Genomic DNA, 21579 nt, shown 5'->3' with positions numbered 1-21579 from the left:
CTATGAAAAGAAGACTCATCGCCATACTGCTTACGCTTGCTTTCGCGCTTTCTATGCTGCCGTTTTCGGCGGCGGTGACCGTCGGCGCTGACGAGCCGGAAGCGATCGACGAATATGCTTACGCCAGATCCCTTCTTTATAAAGGTTACAGCGAGCAGTCGAGAAAATACCTCGCCGACCGCATCGAGAGATGGGAAGCTACTTTTGCGGCGTATAACGACCTTGCGACCGACGAAGAACGCGAAGCCGCATTTAACGAGGTCAAAAACGCCGAGAATATGCTCGAGCCGATGCATGACGTCGAGCTTATTCAGCTTAACGGCTTCAACGGCTGGACGTCCGAGGATCTTGCCTCGATGAACGAGTCCTCCTCGGCTCCCGTTCTCGACAAAGAGCATAAGCCGGAAGGCGTTGAGTTTTCCGTCTCGGTGAGTGGAGATGAAAACGGGACCGTCCTTTCCAACGGCGCGTCGAGAAGCGGCGTCGCCGGTCAGTCTCCGTTCGGCCTTGATATGTCGAAGGCGGATGGTCTGAAACTGTGGCTCGCGCCGAATGACGGCAACGTTTTCAGCTTTACAATAGGACTGCGTTCGGCCGAGGATAACTATACTTACACCGCCTCTGATATTGTTGTATGGGGATTCGGTTATATCTATATCCCGTTTGAAATCTTTACTGCAGCAGGCGATTCGCCGCTCGCGAAGGACGGCAGCATGAACTATATCCGTATAGAGTCGAACGGTACGTCGTTTTCGGTTGCGGATCTGAACGCTTATAATGAGATACTCGAAAGCAGCGCGGCGACCGCTTATTCCGAGACGCAGATCACCGCCCGCAGTCAGATAGTCAATAACGCATACTATAAAATCATTGAGTCTTCCTCGGGTAAAGCGATAACACTCGGGCCTCCCGTTCCTGAAACGGCTATCAGATGGGGAGACAATACTCTCGCGATCGAAGACAGTTCGCTCAAATACTCGCTTGAAGAAAACAGGGAAGGCGACCGCACGCAGATGTGGCAGCTTTCAATGTCTCCCTCCGGCAACGGTGCGTTTAGGATAATCAATAAATCGAGCACAAACGTGCTTACGATTTCGGAATCCGGCACAAGTATCGAGGCGAAAGAACCGAACCTCAATAACACGCGCCAAGAGTGGTCTATCAGCATTACGGGTGGAAAGGCGACTATTCAGGTACGCAATGTCGGAAGGTTAACCGTTTCGGGTGAAACCGTTAAAGCCACTACCAGTTCGACGTATAAAAAGTTCTATCTGTATAAAGTCGTTGAAGAAGAATACGTTCAGAGCTGGAGCGACGAGTTTGACGGCAACTCGCTCGACCGCACCAAGTGGAACGTGAACGACGGTTATTCCGACGGCGCGATTTATCCGGATGACGACGACCTTATCGACGTTTCCGACGGCAATATGCATTTCAAGGGCAGATACGGCAGATACGACGCTTATGAAATGTCCGGAACGTATATGAACACCAGCGGCAAGTTTGCGTTCGGCTACGGCAAGATCGAGATCCGCGCAAAGCTGGCGTACGGCACTGGTCAGTTCCCGGCGTTCTGGCTTATGCCGACCGATATGATGAATATGGGCGCCGGCGAAGTCGACATAATGGAAATGGTCGTCGAAGATGATATAGCCAAAAACGGCACGGTCATCGGCACCGTCCACTGGACGGATGACGAGGGCAAAAAGGACTGGGCCAAGGTTATATATATGAATATCAACGGATACGGCGAGAAGTACCTGAGCGACGATTACCACACCTACGGTCTTGAAATGGACCGCGATATGATCAGGTACTACTTCGACGGAATGCAGTACAATTCGCTTCTTTATAACAGTGAAGGAAAGAAGTTTGCCTTCGGCGATACCGCCAGATATATTGTTTTCAATAACACACCGCGCGCAAGGACATCAGATTCATGGGGCAATACGGTCGACGAATCCTGGGGCGCCGAGAAAGAATACGTCATCGACGTCGACTACGTCCGCTGCTTCCTTGAAGCGGGCGAGCTGACCGACGGCACCGAGGACTACACGACCGATGAAAGCGTAAACTATTCCACCGGTCTCAACGCAGTCGCCGTCAACGATTACTGGGATATAAACTTCCCGACGGACGTCAAGCCCGACGGCACCGAGATCGCTTCCGCCGACCACATGAAGAAGGTCTATATCATGGATCCGGTCACGAACGTGACGAAGCACGTGCTTTCCACCGGATTCGACAGAGCGCTGCGCGTTCTTTATTCTCCCGACGGCAGCAAGCTTGCGGTCGCATCCACGCAGGGGAATATCGCGGTTTTCGATACCTCCGATTACACAAAGGCGCCGCGCAGGATATACAACGGCGCGGTCATTCAGGAGAGCGTGGTATTCACTAAAGACAGCAGCGCCTTGATAGTGGGCGGATTTAACGGCGGCTCCCAGAAGTATTCAAACGGCACCGGGAAATGGAAGTTCCGCGTTTTTAACGCGACCACCGGCGCCAAACTGCAGGAAATCGACGTTGGCAGCGACCCGCGCTTCATAGCGATCACAGACGACGGTTCAAAAGTCGCGGTTACGACGACGAGCAACGGTACTTTTGTCTACAACGTTGCCGACTGGACCGAATACGCTCACCTTGCCGAAGGCCACGTCAGAGCGATCCGCGGCGCGGATTTCTCATCGGACGGACGCCTTCTCGCCACCTCGGACGATAACGGAGTCGTCTGCCTTTGGGACGTCGAGAGCAAGACGCTTATAAAGAAACTCAACAACGTCAACACCGGTTCGGTAAGACGCCTCGAGTTTTCGCCCGACGATAAGAATATACTCTGCACGTCCACCTATGGCGCCGCCCGCTTGTTCGACGTTGAAAGCGGTGAACTAGTTTCGCTGCTCGGCGGCTTCGGCAACGTTATCAGAGAAGCCGCGTATTCGCCGAACGGCAAATATATAGTCGTCGCGTCTTACGACGGCGGCGCAAAGCTCTTTGCGTCCGACGGCACGTATCTCGAAACGCTGAAAGCGGGAGAGACCGACGCCAACCTCGAGGGGTATATCGTTTCGCGCATCAAATTCACGCCCGACAGCTCATACGTTTTCTTCGGTGAGCGCACCTATCCGCATTCGCTGCAGAAGTGGGCGCTTCCGAAGGAGTATGACAAATCCGCTCTGCAGGCGGCGGTCGCGCGGCTCAGTCCCTCTTCGCCGTATTACAGGATCGCCTCGAAGGTTGCCTACATGAAGTACGCGACGCCTCACATGATAGACAAAATGATGACCGCGATCGGTCCGAGGCCTACGGTTATTTACGATTTCATCAGGGTTTCGGCGGACGGTCACGAGTTCTCGGATACCGTTACCATAAACCGTAACGGCTACGTATATCTTGAAACCGTCAACTCGCCTTATTACGAGCATCCGTCCGTCAGGGTGAAGAACCTTGACGACGATACGGAAGTGATAATTCCTCTTGATAAGGATAATCTGCTTTCACTTGAAGCGGACGCAAATTATCTGAAGTTAACCCGCTTTATCAGGGTTCGTATTCCCGAAGGCGGCAGCTACCGCGTGCAGCTTGTTGACGAGGAGCGGGGAAAGTCGTTCGCTGCGGCCGACTTTACTGTCGACGGGACGAAAACAGCGACCGATGAGTTTATGTATTCTATCAATAACGAGCAGGTCACGATAACCGACTGTATCTCCGGTTTGCGCGACGTCGTCATTCCGAACGAAATAGAAGGATATCCCGTCACGGTTATCGGGCAGTACGCTTTTGCCGGCTACGGCCGAACCGTGCATCATATGACCGTTAAGCTGCCTGATACGCTTACTAAGATCGACCAGTACGCCTTCCAGGCGTGCAGCTCGCTGCGCGAAATAGAGTTCCCGTCATCGCTTAAAACGATAGGGCAGTACGCTTTCAACGACTGCAGACTGCTCGGCGCCGCGGATATTCCTGACGGTACTTCGGTCAATACTTACGCGTTCCGCAACACCGGCGTCGGCACCGTGACGGTAGGGAACGGAACGTCCTTTTCTTCCACCGCGCTTAACGGAAACTACCGCGCGAGAGAGCTTATCGTAAGAGAAGGCACGACGAGCGTAAGCGCCAACCTCGGCACACAGTACCTTATGGAATCCGTATATATCCCCGAGAGCGTCACATCTATAAGCGGAACGCTTTTCGGCGGAAACAGAAAGATCGTCAAGCTCTACGGCGTTGAGGGTTCGTATGCGCAGACGTTTGCCGAAAACAATCCGACCAAGTTCGAATTCGTACCGCTCGGAGCTCCCGTTATTACCGGCGTCGAGAACGGAGCGATTTACGACCTTTACACCGATCAGGTGCACGCGTCCTGGAACTGTGGGCATATCGCGTATCTCAACGGCGAGCGCCGCTACGGAGAAGCCGATGTGACCGAGCCCGGCGAATATGAACTCAAGGTCGTGAACGGATACGACGAGTATTCAACTACCGTTAGGTTTATCGTCGTCGACACTACGCCTCCTCCTTACACGATGGGGGATCTTGACGAAGATGGGGAGATAACCGTCGCAGACGCGCTTGCCGCGCTGCGCATTTCCGTAGGGCTTGCAGAGCCGGAGGGTTATCAGAGTCTCGCCGCCGATCTTGACGGCGACGGAGAAATAACGGTTTCCGACGCTCTGCGGATACTCCGCAAAGCCGCCGGTCTGAACGATTGATAAATACTTATCTTCTTTTTCTTCAGGAGGTATCGCTATGAAAAGAAGAATCATTGCAGTATTGCTTTCGCTGACGCTGCTGCTGACCGCTTTTCCCGCGGCTGCGGCGATTTCCGCTTCCGCCGACGGCTACGTCGGGACGTATCCCGAGCAGCTGGCCGAAGGGGCGGATATACGAATCATTTCGTATAACGTGCTCGTCGCAAAGGAAGACTTCAGCTGGAGCCCGTGGAATATTGGCACACGTCCGCAGTTATTCGCCGATTTTGTCAATTATTACAAACCGGACGTAGTCGGTCTGCAAGAGTGCTCAAAGCTTTGGCACGAGGGTATCCGCGAACTGCTCGGCGATAAGTATGAATTTATCTATCCTGATCTCGAAAGAGAGGGGGACGATGAAAACTGCTCTCTGCTTTTGTATGATAAGACAAAATACAACGTCGTCAAGACCGAGCTTTATAAGTATTCGGTATCCAACGCCATACAGATGCGCCATATGTGTATAGCTCTGTTCGAGAGCAAGACCGACGGCAGAAAGTTCGCGGTAAGCTCGACTCACCTCAATTCCGGCTGGGAAGGTTCCGGCGGCGACAATACTCCGCAGAGAACCATTCAGGCGGGCGAGCTGATCAAAAAGGCGCAGAGCTGGCTCAGTAAAAACAAGTGCCCGTTTATTTCAACCGGCGATATGAATGCCACGATCGACGAGGTACCGTATCAGAATATCGCTAACAGCAACGTTCTGTTTGATGCCGATCCGAACCCCATCAGCGGCTGCGTTGACCATATCTTCTGCAGCGTTGAAGCCACCTGTCTGCATACCGCGCAGGTCAGGGATGAGGCAATCAGAGCGGCGTCGGATCACTGGCCGCTTATTGCGGATATCAAGCTCCCTGTCGTGAAGCCCACCTATACGCTCGGCGATCCGAACAAGGACGGCGAGACCGATATCGAAGACGCGCTGCTCGCGCTCCGCTATTCGCTCGGTATCAAAAAGCCGACCGCCAATCAGCGTAAAGCCGCCGACGTCGATCTTGACGGCGTCGTTACCGTTTCGGACGTACTGATCATTATGCGCTACGTCGCGAAACTCATTGATACTTTTTAGTAGTTGATATTTTTCTCCGGAGGAGTTATAATGGATTATGTAAGCTTTCCAGGGCTCGGAATTACGATAAACGTTTCGCCTACCGCTTTTAAGATCGGTTCGGTTGAAATCAAGTGGTACGCCCTCTGCATTATGCTCGGGTTTGCGCTCGCGATCGTTTACGTGCTCGTTCAAGGTAAGAAACAGGGATTTAAGAGCGATATATTTATCGATCTTGCAATCATCGCAATGGTGTTCGGTCTTATCGGAGCGCGTTTATATTACGTTCTGTTCCGTCTGGATCAGTATATAAAAGACCCGATAAGCATTCTTTACATTTGGAAAGGCGGACTCGCAATCTACGGAGGAGTTATCCTCGCCGTCCTCGCGTCGTTCGTATATTGCCGCGTCAAGAAGCAGCCGTTCCTGAAGCTCGCCGATATAGCGGCTCCCGCGTTGCTCATAGGGCAGGGCATCGGCCGCTGGGGCAACTTCTTCAATCAGGAGGCGTTCGGTGTCAACACCGGTCTGCCGTGGGGCATGACCGGCAATATCGTCGCGGAGAATATCCGCAGCGAAGCCGCGGATATCAAAGACAGATTCGGCATACTGCTCGATTCGTCGAAGCCCGTGCATCCGACGTTTCTTTACGAGTCGCTCTGGTGTCTCATCGGAGTGCTTGTGCTTTGGCTGTTCTATAAAAAGTTCAAGAAGTTTGACGGCGAGGTCGCGCTTGCTTACTGCGCGTGGTACGGCTTTGAGCGTATGTTCGTAGAAGGTCTGCGTACGGACAGCCTGATTCTTTTTGCGAACATCCGCATTTCGCAGGTTGTCGCCGCGGTGACTTTTGTAACGGCCGTTGTGCTGATAATAGTGTTCAGAATCAAAAGCAAGCGGGGCAAACGCGGCAAGTCGCTGTCTCAGGAAGATGACGACAGTCTGATTATTGACATACCTACGGAGGACGCTGAATAGTGGCAACGATTCTTGACGGCAAGGCGCTTGCCGCAAAACTGAAAGAGGAAATCAAGAAGCAGGTTTCCGCGCTGCAGAGCGAAGGCGTGTATCCGAAGCTCGCGGTAATCCTTGTCGGGGACGATCCCGCGTCGCAGGTTTACGTTCGCAATAAAAAGCGTGATTGCGAAGAAGTCGGTATAGTTTCACAGAGCATAACGCTCTCCGCGGATACCGGCAGGGAAGAGCTGGCGGGTATAATACGGTCGCTGAATAACGACGCGTCGGTTCACGGAATACTCGTTCAGCTTCCGCTTCCCGAAGGTCTCGACGATTCGGAGATAACTCAGCTTATAGCTCCGGAAAAGGACGTTGACGCGTTCTCGTATTACAACGTCGGCCGGATAATGACCGGCGACTATTCGTTCGTTCCGTGTACTCCTGCCGGGTGTATGGAACTTATAAAGCTCTCCGGTATATCGGTTGAAGGCAAAAACTGCGTCGTGATCGGACGCAGCAACATCGTCGGCAAGCCGATGGCAATGCTGCTTATGCAGGCGAACGGCACGGTTACCGTGTGCCATTCGCGCACGAAAAATCTCGCGGAGATAACGCGCGGCGCCGACGTTCTCGTCTGCGCTGTCGGCAAGCCCGGATTCGTGACCGGAGATATGGTGAAAGAAGGGGCAGTCGTTATCGACGTTGGCATCAACAGATGCGCCGACGGCAAGCTCCGCGGCGATTGCGAGTTCGACTCCTGCGCCGCAAAAGCGTCGTGTATCACACCCGTCCCTGGCGGCGTAGGCCCCATGACGAGGGTTATGTTATTAAAAAACACAATTAACGCAGCAAGTATCCAAGGAGGAAAAGAAAATGCTTAAAAGATCAGCATCGTTCATCATTGCGCTCGTGCTCGTTCTTTCGCTGTTTGCGGGTATAGGCGTCGGCGCCGAAGCGCCCCAGACCGACCTCACGGCAAAGAACGTCATTCTGCTTATCGCCAGCGGCGTAAGTCCGGCGCACGTTACCGCGGCTAAGATCAAGACCGGCAGACAGCTCAATCTGCTGGATTTGACCTACACCGGCACGCTGGAAACGACGAACTCCGATAACGCGATTGCAGATCCGGCTGCTGCCGCGACTGCGCTTTCCACCGGCAAGAGGACGCTGAATTACAACCTCGGCATCGATCATGAGGGTAACTCGGTGCGGCTTATTACCGAAGCTCTGCGCGAAGCGGGCAAGAAGATAGGCGTTATAACCGACAAGTACCTGAACGATGCAACTCCCGCCGCTTTCGCCGTGCATAATCCTCTGAAATCCGATCTCTACGGGATAGCCCGTCAGGAGATTGCCAGCGGGATCGATCTTTTCCTCGGCGGCGGCTCGAAGTACTTTGATAATTACAGAGCCGAAATCAAAGCCGCGGGATATAACTACGTAACTTCTCCCGGAAGACTTGCCGAGCTCACGCTTGACAAGAAGATCCTCGGAGCGTTCAGCAACTATTCGTTCGACACGGGATATCAGGTGCCGACGCTTTCCGCTATGTTCTCAAAAGCAACGGAACTGCTTGAAAATGAAAACGGATTCTTCCTCGTTGCCGAAGGCGGACTTATTGATAAGTACTGCTTTGAGAGAAACATGACTAAGATGGTTGAAGAACTCGTTAAGTTTGACGAAGTCGTCGGACTCGCCAAAGCGTACGTCGACGAGCATCCCGATACGCTTCTCGTCGTAGCCGGCGACGCCGAAGCCGGTGAGCTGAAGCTCAACGACAGGCCGAATTCAGGCAACACCACCAACTCATGCTTCAAGAGATACGGCACCAGCGCTTTGAATACCGCGCTTTATACCTACGGTAAGAACGCTTCCGCGCTCACAGGCGAACACAGAAGCACGGACGTACCTAAGTTTATTGCGACCTCTGTGGGCGTTCATGATTTCGCGCTTGATTCCGCTCCGATGTCCTTCGCTGACGATTATATCGTTGACGAGTTGAACTCTTTCTCTTCCTGGTCGTTCACAAATATCAAGAAGAACAGCCACGTTTCCGGCGTCACGCTTGAAACCACGTCCGCGAACAACTCCGCGGTAACCGCTATGTGCTCTAAGGGCTCGCTGGTCGTTATGGCAAACGCAAGGGTCGGCTTCGCACTCACCGTCACCGCTCCTCTCGCGACTCCGTTCAAGCTTAAGAACGGCGGCAGCGCCGATCTTTCCGCTTACGACGGATTTGTGCTCATCGGATCGGGCCTCGGCGACAACTCCTTCGAGCTTACCGTCGGCAAGGGAACCGATTTCTCCGCTTCGATCACCGTCACGGAGGATATGAAGAACGAATACGGCGAAATCCTTCTTCCGTATTCGGATTTTGAACCCGCGATAACAGCAGAGAACGCGGTCGGCCTGGATACTTTCAAGTTCTCAACGGAAGGATGCACTGCGAAATCCACGATCAAGCTTGACTTCATACATGCTTATAAAGTTGATGAGGGAATGAATTATTACGAGGTCCTCGGGCTCGCTTCCGGCAAGGACGCCTATGAGTACACCGCCGCAAGCTTCTCGGCGTTTGAAACGTCGTTTGAAACTTTCAAGGCGGCTGTTACAAGGGCCGACAGATATACCGCGAAACTTGACCTGCTTAGTAAGATAGACTCGCTCGTGCGTATACCTCTGTCCGCTGAAGAATTCGGTCTTGTTGCGGCCAACGCGGACTCTTTCGGCGTTTCTTCCGCGGCCGTAGCGTTGAACGATGGAGTTCTTGACGTCTACTGCGGTTCCGCCGATGCGTCGGTTACGTTTGATAACCTGCCTGAAATCGCCGGTACTTACGGCGCGATATGTTTCAGACTCGCATCGATATATCCGGATTTCACCGCGGGCGACTTTGCCGTAAAGACGACCTTCACTACCGCCGGCGGAGACAGCTCCGTGACGGTTGAACGCGCGCTGATAACGAGCGGCGAGTATTGCTTCGCGATTCCGGAAGGAGAAATAACTCAACTCAAGCTGGAGTTCATTAACGCTTCAATCGGTGCGGTTATCCGTATCGAGGGCGTCGATCTTCTTTCAAGCGCGAGCGCGAAGTCGGCGAAGGCCGCCTTGCCTTCCGCGCTGGGAATACTCCGCGCGGCTGCGGGACTCGCAGCCGTTGAAAACGGCGACCTGAACGGCGACGGCAGGGTAGACGTGGCCGACGCGCTTATCGCGCTCCGCTTCGAGTGCGGCCTTGCGTAATTCGCGATAACATAATCAAACGCCCGAAGGATGATCCCTTCGGGCGTTTTCTTTTCTTTATATATTCAGTCTTTTATACCTTTGTACAGTTCGTTCATCGGCGGAGTGCAACGCTCGCGTGATTCGGTCCGCGCCGGAATTTCTATATCGTCGAATACCGCTTCACGCTCGTAATATTCTACCGCTTTTTCGATACCGCCTTCGCGGGCGATGGCGGTGAAGCGCCCGGCGATGCGTTTTGCTTTATCCTCCATATCCGCCTCACGCATACGCTCTGTCGAAATCAACGACGGCGAAGTAGTTTTCGTCGAGCGTTTTTACCAAAACGCCGATCTCGCGCTCGAGTTCTCCGTCGCCGGTCTTGATGTCGAACGGCACGACGACGTCAAAAATCAGATTTGTGTGCGTCGGGCCGACGACCATGCGGAAATCGTGGAGAGTCAGGCGCTCGTCTATATGCTCTTTCAGGAGCGCCGCGACCTTCTCGCGCGTTACCGCGACGGTTTCGTCTTCCGTCACTATCGGATCCATATGGATCACCGCGTGGCAGCCGAGTTTTTCCGCGAGCTCACGCTCGATGTTGTCGATGTGGTCGTGCGTTTCGAGCATATCCGCGGAGGCGGATACTTCGGCGTGAAGAGAAACGATAAGCCGGCCGGGACCGTAGTCGTGAACGATAAGGTCGTGGACGCCGAGGACGGCGGGATTTGATGAAACGATTTCGTTTATGCGCTTAACGAACTCTTCGTCCGGCTTTTGTCCCAGCAGCGGACTAATAGTATCCTTCGCGGCGCCGAATCCGGAATAGAGGATGAACAGCGCGACTATGCAGCCGCCCCAGGCGTCCGCGTTGAAGTCCGTGAAGCGCGAAAGGATCGTACTGATCAGGACGACGGTAGTCGTTACAGCGTCGCTGATGCTGTCTTTTGCGGTAGCCCTGATAGCGGGGGAGTCGATCAGCTTGGCGATATGAAGACCGTCGAGGAACATTCCGAACTTGACGGCGACGGAAACGGCGAGGATGACGACGATCATCGCGCTGAAATCGATTGCGGTGGGGTTGAATATCTTCTGCACCGACGAGATGCCGAGCTCGAATCCCATCAGCAGTATCGCCATCGCGACTATGAGGCCGGAGATATACTCTATTCTTCCGTGGCCGAAAGGATGGGTCGGGTCGGGCTTCTTGCCGGCGAGCTTGAATCCGATAAGGGTTACCGCCGAAGAGCCGCTGTCCGCTATATTATTCAGCGCGTCCGCCGTTATCGCGATAGATCCGCTTATCATTCCCGCGGCGAGCTTGAATCCGAAAAGGATTATATTGAGAAATATCCCGACCGCGCCGAAAAGCATGCCGTATGCTCCTCTGACATTCGGGGAAGTCACGTTTTTTCTGTCTTTAATGAATAATCTGGAAAGTAATGCAGTCATACTTTCGCCTCCGTAAAAGCGATTATACCACGTTTTTGACTTAACATCAAGAATTATCGCCGCAAGTATCAAAAAACACTTGAAACGAGCGCGGTTTTAATGTAACATATCATTATAATACGATCACGGAGATGCGATATGATAAATGTAAGAGATTTCGGAAAACTCAGCGACGGCGTGAACGTCACGGCGATTACGCTCGACAACGGAATTCTGAACGTAACGCTGCTCGATTACGGCGCGCGCGTTCAGTCTGTCGTTTTCGGCGGCGTCGACGTTGTGCTCGGTTATGACGACGCCGCGGGATATGAAAAATGCACCGCGTATCAGGGGGCGACCGTGGGCCGTTTCGCCAACCGCATAGATGCCGGCAGATTCACGCTGAACGGCGTTGAATACGACGTCGGCAGAAACTCCGGAAAGGTGCATCTGCACGGCGGCGATGTCGGATTCGACAGAGCGATATGGAGTTATGAAGCGACGGACGGCGTTGAGCCGGCGGTGATTTTTACGCACGTTTCGCCGGACGGGGATATGGGATACCCCGGAGAGCTGCGCGTTTCGGTCGCTTTCACGCTTTCCGGCGGCGGGCTGCGCATTAAATACTCCGCCGTTTCCGATAAAGACACCGTCATAAGTCTGACGAATCACAGTTATTTCAATCTCGACGGCGAAGGCGACGCGCTCGGTCAGTATCTTAAAATCAACGCGTCCGAAATAACGCCGTTGAACGATCTGTGCGTCCCGGACGGCAGCTTTATGAACGTTGAAGGCACGCCGTTTGATTTCAGAGAATTCAAGAGGATCGGCGACGGAATAGACGCGGACGATCCGCAAATCCGAATCGGCGCGGGCTTCGACCACAACTTCGTTATCGACGGGGAGGGCATGCGCGCTGCCGCGTGCGCCTTTTCCGAAAAGAGCGGCATATGCATGGAGTGCCGCACGGATCGTCCCGGGATGCAGCTTTACACCTCGAATTTCCTCGGCGAAAGCGAGGGAACGGGGAAGAGCGGAGCGCCGTATTTCCGCCGTCAGGCGTTCTGCCTTGAAACCCAGGGATTTCCGGACGCGCCGAATAAACCGCAGTTCCCGTCCGCCGTGTTAAAGAGCGGCGAGGAGTGGAAATCCGAAACCGTGTACGCTTTTTCGAAAAAATAGAAAAATCACTTGACTTTTTGCTTTAAATTTGTCATAATATCAACTGTTGCGTCGCGCAACGGTCGATCGGGGTGTAGCTCAGTTTGGTAGAGCGCTTGGTTCGGGACCAAGAGGCCGTGGGTTCAAGTCCCGTCACTCCGACCATACAAATATACCGCCCTTTCGGGCGGTATATTTGTATATATCGTGTTCCGGTGGGACTTGAAACGAGCTCCGATCCGCCTTCAGCGGATCGGCAGCAACGCGCCGGGGGCGCGTTGCGCAAGCGAGAATCAAGGCACATCTATTTGAGATGGAATATGAATACCGGACATTTCTTGTCTGCAAAAACACCTTGTATTATCACGCAAAAGATGATAAAATTATAATACAGTTATCGAATCCGAAAGGGGAACGGTATGAGTAAGTATATTGTCCGCGCTTCCTTGACTTATTCGTTTGCTTTAGACTGCATAATGAAAGGGCAAAAACAGCTAGACCTCTATTATTCGGCGCTGCAGGAAAAGATGACGGTTGAGCGGCTTCTTCTCCGATACACCTTCTGCGTACTGCGCGTTGAAGCCGAATCGCGAAAAGAATGCCTCGAAGCGCTTTCGTACGTCTGGAAGGAGCAATGCCCCGAAAACGCCGGCGATATGAGTTTTTTGATAACTCCGGATACCGGAGACGACGCCGCCGACCTTATGGCTGCGATCTATAAAGGATACTACGGCGTTCTCCCTTATCAGCAGATGACGACCGAGCTGACCGCGCAGATAGCGATTCTTCGCGAGAAAGGCGCGCTTGAAGCCCTTCGCAGGCAGAACTATCTTTTTGCGATCGATTCCGGATGCGGTTTTACGACTCTGCTCTCTTCATTCGGCGATTATCTTAACCGTATGAGCGTTTATGACGATCCCGATAAGAAACGCGCAAATTACGCCGAATACCGTATCGGCGGAGAAACGGAAAACGGAATGTGCACCGCGTACGATACGGCAAAGGATCTTAAGAACATATTGAAAGATAACATCTATAACGTTATAGGTGTTGATATAAGCTACTTTCTCGGCGATGACAAACTCGACGAGCTGAGGGATTTCGTTAAAAAGCTGCATGAGCTGCAGAATGAATTCGTGTTCGTATTCCGCGTCCCGTTTTTGGAGAAGAAGGCGTTGGATGACGTTGCGGCAATACTTTCCGACGTCGCTTCGTTCAGGGTCGTTCAGATACCGCCGCTTCATGACGCGGTGCTGATGGAATGCTTTTACGACGTCATTACAAAGTACGGCTACACGATCGACGACTCGCTTGCCGAAACGTTTTTCGACAGAGTGAGAGAGGAGAAACGCGACGGACGATTTTACGGTTTCAAGACCGTTGAAAAGATAGCGCAGGAAGCTGTCCTTCAAAAGGCCGCGCACGATTCGCTTAATGAAGCGAACGGAGAAACCGCCGCCGGCTCGACTATTTCTCCCGCCGACGTTTACGGCTTTGCCGCCGTCAAAAAGACGGATAAGAGCGGCTATGAACAGCTTTCCGAGCTGATCGGCATGGAGAAGATCACCGAGCGAGTTAAAGAAATCGTTTCGCAGGTGAAGCTTGCCGCTGCGGACGAGCGACTTGACAGGCCTTGTATACATATGCGCTTTCTCGGCGCGCCCGGAACGGGCAAGACCACAGTCGCACGCATTATTGGTCAGATATTCCGCGAGGAAGGCCTGCTGAGAAAAGGCGCGTTCATGGAATACACGGCACGCTCGCTCTGCGCCGAATACGTCGGTCAGACTGCCGCGAGAACGGCGGCCGTATGCCGTGATTCCTACGGCTCCGTGCTGTTTATAGACGAGGCGTACGCGCTGTATCAGGATGACACTCATACCAACGATTACGGCAAGGAGGCCCTGACGACGCTGATCTCCGAAATGGAGAACCACAGAGACGATATGCTTGTCATAATGGCGGGTTATACCGACGATATGGAAACGCTGATGAAGGGCAACGCCGGTCTGCGCAGCCGTATGCCTTATGCGCTTACGTTTGAGAATTACACGCGGGAGCAGTTGTTTGAAATATTTATGCTTATGGTGCGGAAGCATTTCGATTTCACGCCGGAATTCGAGAAGGACGCGCACGACTATTTCCTCTCGCTTTCGGACGAGCTGCTTTCATCGCGCGAATTCGCGAACGCCCGCTTCGTTCGCAATCTCTACGAACGAACGTGGTCGAAGGCCGCGCTCCGCGCATCTCACGCGGGAGTGAACAAGATAACGCTTTCACGCGACGACTTTATCGCGGCAAGCTCGGAGAAAGAGTTCAGCGAGAAGCTCGAACAGAAAAAACGGATTGGCTTCTGATAATGAAACCGGGCCGCGGAAGCGGTCCGGTTTTGCGTTATGACAGCAGCAGCGGCTGAAGCTGTTTTCCTTCAAGCGCCGCCAGGGAAGCGGGGAGCAGCAGACTCATATCCGCGACGAGCGAGTTTTCTTTGTTTTCGGGATCGTCCTGCTTGATGGGTACGAAGTATACGTTTTTAACGTTCAGCAGAGTACCGATGTTTTTGGCGGAAGAGGATAGCCCGTCGTTCGTCGACACCGCAATCAGCAGCGGACGCCTGTTTCTCAGATGCGCCTTTGCCGCCATCGTTACCGCCGTGTCGGTTATTCCTCCCGCGAGTTTGCCGAGCGTGTTTCCGGTGCACGGCGCGATTATAAGCAGATCGAGCAGCTTTTTCGGTCCGATGGGTTCGGCTTGCGGTACAGAGCGGATTATATCTTTGCCCGTTATTTCGGAAAGCGCTTTTCTGAATTCTTCCGCGGCGCCGAATCGCGTGTCCGTTCCGTACGCTGTTTCCGACATTATCGGAGTTATATCAAATCCGGATCCGGTCAAAAGCGGCAGCTGCTCAAGTGTTTTTTTAAGCATGCAAAAGGAGCCGCACATCGCGAATCCGACGCGTATTATTTCCATATCGGATTTCCTTTCGGTATACGTTTGTTACCATTATATTCGCGCCTCCTTCAATAGCGTGCATACCGTGTCTGCAATAAGCTTGCCAGCGGAAACAGGCAGAACCTTTCCGGGCAGTCCCGAAGCTTTGATAATTTTCGCGCCTGCGCCCCATGCGCGCGGATCTTCCATGCCGTAAGGCGCTGACGCAAGCTCTATATAACAGTCGGTTGAGGTTCTGTCAAGCGCGTCTCGCGTGAAAATATGCGCGGGTACCGTGTTGAATATGACATCATAATCACCGCGTATGCCCGTCGTTTCGATCGGCGCGCAGCCGTAAGCGCGGATAAGCTCTATGTCCGTAATTCTCCGTGCCGAAACGGTGACGTCAGAGCCGTGCGCTTTAAGCAGAAACGCGAGCGCTTTGCCGATCCTTCCGAAGCCGCATACGAGCGAACGGGCTCCTTTCAGCGACGTTGCGGCAGCGCCGATATAGACGGTGATCGCCGCTTCGGCGGTAAGCTGCGCGTTTTCGGATGCGAAGAATTCGCATTCGCAGTAGTCTATCAGTACGGCTCCGCGTGAAGTGACAAGCTTTTTCGCCTCATCGTCCGCAGCGCCGGCGAATACCGTTGCGCCTTTCTTGGCGAAATTCGTATTCGTTAGTTTTGCGGCCGTAAAAGGCGGCGCGAAAATGAAGCAGCACGTTTCCGGTACATCGCCGTTGGGGTATTGCGCGGCGCGGATTCCTCGCGCGCGAAGCCGTTCGGCGCACCAGTACAGACGCGGATCGTTTCCGATAAGCGCGAAACTGATCGTTTTATCCATAAAATAACCTCCTCAACTCATTCTATGAAAGAGCGGGGAGGTTTGCGGCACTATTTGTTCCTTTTGCGGATAATGTTTAACAGCGTTTCGCGCGTGTTCAGCTCCGGATGGTCGATCACGGTTTCAAGCAGCCGTTCAAGCGTGCGTCCGACGTCGGTTTCGCGAATGCCCGACTCGATAAGGTCCGAGCCGTTGACGGCGAGGTCGGAAACGCGGTAGGGTTCGCCGCTTTCGGTTATCCGGCGTAGTATCGATAAGTAGTCGCCGGCGTTATCATATAGCTTTTCGGCGATCTCCGCGGCGATTTCAAAAGTTTCCGGCGAGGAACGGCTTATCGCTCGTTTTACGGCGTTTTCTGCCGGCGGCGGCAGGGAATCGAGAACAGAGAAAACACCGTTTATAACGCGCTTTTGACGCGTTGGGAGCTTCATCGTATTAGCGGCGCCGCGTCCGCAGATATCAAAGAAGGCGGCGAGGCGTGCCGTTTCGTTTATCACCAGCGATTTGAGATTTGCAATCTGCGGCGAATTGTTTATACCGAGGAAAGATAACGCGCTTGTTTCAAGCAGTGGGGAGATTCGTTCAGGTGACGGCGAAAGCAAGGTTTTGATAAGCTCGTCGCGTATTCTTTCTACGCTTATTCTTTTGAGTTTTTCCGAGGCAGCGAGCGCGGCGCGCATGGTTTCGGGCTCGATCTCGAATCCGAGCTCGGCGGAGAACCTGAACGCACGCATAATTCGCAGCGCGTCTTCGTCGAATCTCCTCTCCGGATCGCCTACGCAGCGAATTATCCGCGATTCCAAATCGGATATACCTCCGAGCAGGTCGATCACTTTTTCGCCGTCGAAGCACAGAGCGTTTATCGTGAAATCTCGGCGCTTCAGGTCCTCGGTGAGTCCGGATGCCTCTGTAACGTTGTCGGGGCGGCGCGAATCCGAATATCCGCTTTCGCTTCTGTACGGCGTGATCTCCGCCTTTCCGCCCGCGTAAAGCACGGTGACCGTCATGAATCTGCCGCCGGTAAGCATCGAATCGGGGAAGAGCGACAGTATTACCTCCGACGACGCGGACGTCGTGACGTCTACGTCTGCGGCCGTGTTGCCGAGAAGCGCGTCGCGAACACAACCGCCGACCGCGTATGCTTCAAATCCGGCGTTTCTTATTGTTTTTATTATTTCGAGCGCGTGTTTTGGTATCGGTAACATAACTCTCACCGCGAGAATTATATCACATTTTGCAAGAGATTTGAAGAAAAATGAAATTAGGGGTTTAATTATTTGAAGAAATGTAATATAATATATAAAATGCTAATTAGTGGCAGCATGCCGATTTGATAGGAAGTAATCTGATGGAGAATAAACACAACGTTCTTGAAGGCGTATCTTCTATCCATTTCACCGGTATCGGCGGAATAGGGATGAGCGCGCTGGCCGAGATCCTCGAGCGACGCGGATACAGAATCAGCGGCTCGGATATCAACACGTCTCCGATAACCGAACGGCTCGAGGCGCTCGGCGTGACAATTGAAAAGGGCAACTGTGCCGAATTTGTCGACGACTGCGATCTGCTCGTTTACACCGCCGCGGTCAAAGCTGACAATCCGGAGCTTGCCGCCGCGAAGGAAAAGGGGATCCGCACCGCCGAGCGCGCGGAACTTCTCGGCAGCGTGCAGCGCGGGTTTTCCGAATCCGTCGCGGTTGCCGGTACGCACGGTAAGACGACGGTAACTTCTATGATATCGCTTATTCTTTTGGCGGCCGGCTTCGATCCCTGTGTTTGTGCCGGCGGAGTGATCCCCGCGATCGGCAGCAACGCGCGCGCATCCGACAGCGATTGGTTCGTGTGCGAAGCGTGCGAATACGTCGATTCGTTTCTGAATCTTACTCCGAAATATTCCGTGATAACAAACGTCGAGCACGATCACACCGATTACTTCCCGACGATCGACGACGTTATCAGGTCTTTTTCGAAGTTTATCGAACAGACAACCGGCGCGGTAATAATCAACGCTTCTGACGAAAACGCCGCAAAGGCACTTTCTTCAGCGGGCAGGGAAGCGATAACCTTCGGGCTTCACAGCGGAGATTATTACGCCGACCATATCGCGTTTGAAGCCGGACATCCTTCTTTCGATCTCATCGAAAGAGGCGAAAACGTCGGCAGAATCAAGCTTTCCGTACCAGGAGTCTTCAACGTTGAGAACGCTCTTGCCGCTATCGCGCTCGCGCGGACTGTCGGTATTGATATGCGCTCGATAGTCAGCGGTCTTTATGACTTTACCGGCGCGGACAGACGCTTCAGACACGTCGGAACTTGCAACGGCGCCGACGTTTATGACGATTACGCCCATCACCCTCACGAAATGTCGGTTACGCTTAAAGCCGCTAAACTGTTCGGCAAGAATCGGGTGATATGCGTTTTTCAGCCGCACACATATACAAGGACCGAGGCGTTCAAGGAAGAAATGGCGCAGGCGCTTTCCATCGCCGACGTTGTCGTCCTCGCGCCGATATACGCCGCTCGTGAAACGAACACGACGGGTATTTCTTCGGATGACATTGCGGATCTGATTCCGGGAGCGTTTTCCTGCGGAAGTTTCGGCGAGATAGCCGATTACCTCCGTTCCGAAGCCGGCCCTGACGATATGATAATCATTATGGGTGCGGGCGACATAAACGCTGTTTCCAAAATGATTATCAACCAGAATTGAGGAAGTGAGTTGACAATGTTCCTTGCAATCGACGTAGGTAATACAAACATAGTTCTCGGCGTATTCGACGGGGAAAAGCTTATTTCTTCGTCCCGCGTTTTCACGCGCAAGGACGCGCTCGCAGACGAGTATTCGGTGCTGCTCAACGATCTGTTCCGTCTTGACGGGATCGACCCGTCTGAAATAGACGGATGCGTGATTTCCAGCGTTGTCCCCAAACTCACCGACAGACTTGTTGAAGCCGTAGAAAAAATAGCGTCCTGCAAGCCCGTCGTTGTAGCCGCGGGACTGAAAACCGGTATAAACATTATGATCGATAATCCCGCGCAGCTCGGCAGCGACATGGTCGCGAATGCCGCCGGCGCCGTTTCGCGTTATCAGCTCCCCGTCATAATAATAGATCTCGGCACGGCCATGACTTTCTCCGTTGTTGACGAGACGCGCACATTCCTCGGCGGCGTGATCACTGCAGGAGTGCGCACGTCCCTTGACGCGCTCACCGAAAGGACCTCACAGCTGCCCGATATAAACGTCGAAGCTCCGGCAAGCGTGATAGGCAAAAACACGGTCGACTCCATGAAGTCCGGAGTCGTTTTCGGAGCGGCGTCGCTTATCGACGGGATGATCGATCGCATTTCCGAAGAAAAAGAACGCACCTTCACGGTCGTCGCTACCGGCGGTATGAGCAAATACATTGTCCCGCATTGCAGAAACAAGATCGCCATCGATACTGATCTGATGCTTTACGGGCTTCTTGAGATCCACAAGCGCAATTCATAAACGGCAGCGCGGAAAAAGGATACTTATGATCAAAGAACAGTCCACCGCAAAAGGATTCGCATTCATGTCAACGGCAAATCTGATTTGCCGTAGTTTGAGCATACTCTATATCCCGATACTTACCAGATTCCTCGGCGACGTAGGCAACGGTATATACAGCGCGGGATATACGGTATTCACACTCCTTTTCGAAATTACGTATATGGGAATTCCGGTCGCTATTTCACGTATGGTCGCGAAATACAACGCCGAGAAACGCTATTTTGATTCGCTGCGTACGTTTAAGTTTGCGGCAGGTCTTCTTGTTTTGCTCGGACTGATTTGCGGCGGTGTTATGGCGGTATTCTGCCGCCCTATCGCCGATAAGATACTTGATACAAAAGACGCCTGGATGACAATTCTGCTCCTTTCGCCCGCGATCCTCTTCAGCTCCTTCTCCGGAGCGATACGCGGTTTCTTCCAGGGGCAGAAGAATATGACCTATACGAGCGTCTCGCAGATAATCGAGCAGATTCTCAACGCAATTACGACGCCGCTTCTCGCGTATCTCTTCATTGAATACGCGAAAGGGCAGGGGATGGATCGCGGGATGCAGCTCGTCTACGGCGCGGGCGGCGGCGCGCTCGGAACGTTCCTCGGCGCGCTCGGCAGTTCGCTGTATCTTCTGTTTGTTCTCGGCAGGCACTATAAGCCGATAAAGGCGGAAGCGAACAAGGATTATATCGAGAATAAAACTCTCTTAAGAGAGAGTAATATGAAGCTGGTAAAGATAATCATCTCTACCGCGATTCCGATAGTGCTCGGCGCGGCGATGGTCTATCTCGCTAATCTGATAGACGTCAGTTTTATAAAGCGCCGCCTCGTCGCCGCCGGATTTGCCGATGAAAACTTGAGAAACACGATCTACGGTATTTTCTCAACGCAGTACCATAAGACGACGAACATAGTCCTCGGCATTGCCGCAACACTTCCGGCGACTATACTTCCGGGTATTTCACAGGTCGCCGCAAAGAACGACAAATCCCTTCTTGAGCGCAAAATGAAAAACTCCGTAAGAGCGTCGTTCCTTATAACGATGCCTTGCTGCGCCGGTCTGGCGATACTTGCAAATCCGATCATTTATCTGCTTTTCCCGGGGAACCGTGTCACGCCGGTCGCCGGAGTCGCGGATCCTCATGTTCTGATAATTTCGGGCGTATGGTCTATAATAATCGTCAGCATCGTCCAGGTCATGACGTCGATACTGCAGGGAACGGGAGATTTTAAAACCGCGCCTATCAATATGACAATCGGCCTTGCGGTCAAGCTCGCTTTGAACTACCTATTGATTTCCACTAAACTTAATATTATGGGGGCCATCATCAGCACGTACGTTTGCTATCTGCTTGTTCTGGCGCTTGATTACGCCGCTGTCGTTCGCAGAACGGGAATAAAACTGAATCTTCCCGGGCTTTCGATGAGACCGCTTTTGGCGACCGCCGTAATGGCCGCGGTTGTTTTCGGGATTATGTACGGCGTTCGGTATCTCCTTATCCGTACAGGCAACTATGCATATATCACGAACGCCGTCCTTGCCGCGGTGTGTGTCGCTGTCGGCGGATTGACGTATTTCATTTTTGCCTTGAAGTTCAGGGCTGTTGATAAAGGCGATCTTTCGACCGTGCCGATTGTCGGCGGATTCCTTAAAAAGCCGTTCATGACACGCTTTGTCAATAAGCTGGTAAAATGACTGCGTTTGCAAACAG

15 protein-coding genes and 1 tRNA gene are annotated in these 21579 nt (G+C 53.0%); 11 read left to right on the top strand and 5 right to left on the bottom strand.

Annotated features, from left to right (window positions below; all coding sequences use genetic code 11):
• Positions 1-2 precede the first annotated feature (2 nt).
• Genes IJL83_00760 through IJL83_00740 form a run of 5 tightly spaced genes read left to right on the top strand, consistent with a single transcriptional unit; the run spans position 3 to position 9996 of the window.
• On the top strand, positions 3-4712 hold the full coding sequence (locus IJL83_00760) for a leucine-rich repeat protein (protein ID MBQ6552140.1): 4710 nt from the start codon (positions 3-5) through the stop codon (positions 4710-4712).
• 37 nt (positions 4713-4749) lie between these two features.
• On the top strand, positions 4750-5820 hold the full coding sequence (locus IJL83_00755) for an endonuclease/exonuclease/phosphatase family protein (GenBank protein ID MBQ6552139.1): 1071 nt from the start codon (positions 4750-4752) through the stop codon (positions 5818-5820).
• A gap of 30 nt (positions 5821-5850) precedes the next feature.
• A complete protein-coding gene (locus IJL83_00750) occupies positions 5851-6774 on the top strand; it encodes a prolipoprotein diacylglyceryl transferase (protein ID MBQ6552138.1) in 924 nt (307 codons plus the stop codon).
• Positions 6774-7634: a bifunctional methylenetetrahydrofolate dehydrogenase/methenyltetrahydrofolate cyclohydrolase FolD gene (folD, locus tag IJL83_00745; GenBank protein ID MBQ6552137.1), complete on the top strand. Its 861-nt coding sequence runs from the start codon at positions 6774-6776 to the stop codon at positions 7632-7634. The genes IJL83_00750 and folD overlap by 1 nt, the downstream gene beginning before the upstream one ends.
• Positions 7627-9996, top strand: a complete 2370-nt coding sequence (locus IJL83_00740) for an alkaline phosphatase (protein ID MBQ6552136.1) — start codon at positions 7627-7629, stop codon at positions 9994-9996. The genes folD and IJL83_00740 overlap by 8 nt, the downstream gene beginning before the upstream one ends.
• 65 nt (positions 9997-10061) lie before the next feature.
• On the opposite strand, the gene IJL83_00735 is transcribed toward IJL83_00740, so the two are convergent.
• Positions 10062-10250 carry a hypothetical protein gene (locus IJL83_00735; GenBank protein ID MBQ6552135.1) on the bottom strand — a complete coding sequence of 63 codons (189 nt, stop codon included), beginning with the start codon at positions 10248-10250 and terminating at the stop codon, positions 10062-10064.
• Between the two features lie 7 nt (positions 10251-10257).
• Complete coding sequence (locus IJL83_00730) at positions 10258-11427, bottom strand: cation transporter (GenBank protein MBQ6552134.1); 1170 nt, start codon at positions 11425-11427, stop codon at positions 10258-10260.
• Positions 11428-11565: 138 nt separating this feature from the next.
• Between IJL83_00730 and IJL83_00725 the strand changes: the two genes are divergently transcribed.
• The 3 genes from IJL83_00725 (at position 11566) to IJL83_00715 (ending at position 14924) form a co-directional block, all read left to right on the top strand.
• Positions 11566-12588: a galactose mutarotase gene (locus IJL83_00725; protein ID MBQ6552133.1), complete on the top strand. Its 1023-nt coding sequence runs from the start codon at positions 11566-11568 to the stop codon at positions 12586-12588.
• Positions 12589-12655: 67 nt separating this feature from the next.
• A tRNA-Pro gene (locus IJL83_00720) sits at positions 12656-12732 on the top strand.
• A 254-nt stretch (positions 12733-12986) separates the two neighbouring features.
• Positions 12987-14924, top strand: coding sequence for an AAA family ATPase (locus tag IJL83_00715; GenBank protein ID MBQ6552132.1), 1938 nt, complete (start codon positions 12987-12989; stop codon positions 14922-14924).
• Positions 14925-14961: 37 nt separating this feature from the next.
• On the opposite strand, the gene IJL83_00710 is transcribed toward IJL83_00715, so the two are convergent.
• From IJL83_00710 to IJL83_00700, 3 genes are read right to left on the bottom strand one after another with little or no spacing between them, the layout of a single operon-like run.
• Positions 14962-15537: a dipicolinate synthase subunit B gene (locus tag IJL83_00710; protein MBQ6552131.1), complete on the bottom strand. Its 576-nt coding sequence runs from the start codon at positions 15535-15537 to the stop codon at positions 14962-14964.
• 33 nt (positions 15538-15570) lie between these two features.
• Positions 15571-16344 (bottom strand): hypothetical protein, encoded by a 774-nt coding sequence (locus IJL83_00705; protein MBQ6552130.1) that lies wholly within the window; start codon positions 16342-16344, stop codon positions 15571-15573.
• 50 nt (positions 16345-16394) lie between these two features.
• Positions 16395-17549: a hypothetical protein gene (locus IJL83_00700; protein ID MBQ6552129.1), complete on the bottom strand. Its 1155-nt coding sequence runs from the start codon at positions 17547-17549 to the stop codon at positions 16395-16397.
• A gap of 143 nt (positions 17550-17692) precedes the next feature.
• Between IJL83_00700 and murC the strand changes: the two genes are divergently transcribed.
• Genes murC through IJL83_00685 form a run of 3 tightly spaced genes read left to right on the top strand, consistent with a single transcriptional unit; the run spans position 17693 to position 21563 of the window.
• Positions 17693-19054, top strand: a complete 1362-nt coding sequence (gene murC, locus IJL83_00695) for a UDP-N-acetylmuramate--L-alanine ligase (GenBank protein ID MBQ6552128.1) — start codon at positions 17693-17695, stop codon at positions 19052-19054.
• Between the two features lie 15 nt (positions 19055-19069).
• Positions 19070-19834: a type III pantothenate kinase gene (locus IJL83_00690; protein MBQ6552127.1), complete on the top strand. Its 765-nt coding sequence runs from the start codon at positions 19070-19072 to the stop codon at positions 19832-19834.
• Between the two features lie 25 nt (positions 19835-19859).
• The gene (locus IJL83_00685) at positions 19860-21563 is read left to right on the top strand and encodes a polysaccharide biosynthesis protein (GenBank protein ID MBQ6552126.1); all 1704 of its coding nucleotides are present in this window, start codon (positions 19860-19862) and stop codon (positions 21561-21563) included.
• The last annotated feature ends 16 nt before the right edge of the window (positions 21564-21579 follow it).

The organism is Clostridia bacterium, assembly GCA_017438525.1.
Classification (GTDB): Bacteria; Bacillota; Clostridia; order Oscillospirales; family RGIG8002; genus RGIG8002.
This window is presented reverse-complemented; position numbering and strand designations above follow the sequence as displayed.

Coding starts and splice junctions, on each gene's coding strand:
- IJL83_00730 (MBQ6552134.1), bottom strand. CDS start 11,427: ATGACTGCATTACTTTCCAGATTATTCATTAAAGACAGAAAAAACGTG.
- IJL83_00750 (MBQ6552138.1), top strand. CDS start 5,851: ATGGATTATGTAAGCTTTCCAGGGCTCGGAATTACGATAAACGTTTCG.
- IJL83_00740 (MBQ6552136.1), top strand. CDS start 7,627: ATGCTTAAAAGATCAGCATCGTTCATCATTGCGCTCGTGCTCGTTCTT.
- IJL83_00755 (MBQ6552139.1), top strand. CDS start 4,750: ATGAAAAGAAGAATCATTGCAGTATTGCTTTCGCTGACGCTGCTGCTG.
- murC (MBQ6552128.1), top strand. CDS start 17,693: ATGGAGAATAAACACAACGTTCTTGAAGGCGTATCTTCTATCCATTTC.
- IJL83_00705 (MBQ6552130.1), bottom strand. CDS start 16,344: ATGGATAAAACGATCAGTTTCGCGCTTATCGGAAACGATCCGCGTCTG.
- IJL83_00715 (MBQ6552132.1), top strand. CDS start 12,987: ATGAGTAAGTATATTGTCCGCGCTTCCTTGACTTATTCGTTTGCTTTA.
- IJL83_00735 (MBQ6552135.1), bottom strand. CDS start 10,250: ATGGAGGATAAAGCAAAACGCATCGCCGGGCGCTTCACCGCCATCGCC.
- IJL83_00690 (MBQ6552127.1), top strand. CDS start 19,070: ATGTTCCTTGCAATCGACGTAGGTAATACAAACATAGTTCTCGGCGTA.
- IJL83_00685 (MBQ6552126.1), top strand. CDS start 19,860: ATGATCAAAGAACAGTCCACCGCAAAAGGATTCGCATTCATGTCAACG.
- IJL83_00710 (MBQ6552131.1), bottom strand. CDS start 15,537: ATGGAAATAATACGCGTCGGATTCGCGATGTGCGGCTCCTTTTGCATG.
- IJL83_00700 (MBQ6552129.1), bottom strand. CDS start 17,549: ATGTTACCGATACCAAAACACGCGCTCGAAATAATAAAAACAATAAGA.
- IJL83_00760 (MBQ6552140.1), top strand. CDS start 3: ATGAAAAGAAGACTCATCGCCATACTGCTTACGCTTGCTTTCGCGCTT.
- IJL83_00725 (MBQ6552133.1), top strand. CDS start 11,566: ATGATAAATGTAAGAGATTTCGGAAAACTCAGCGACGGCGTGAACGTC.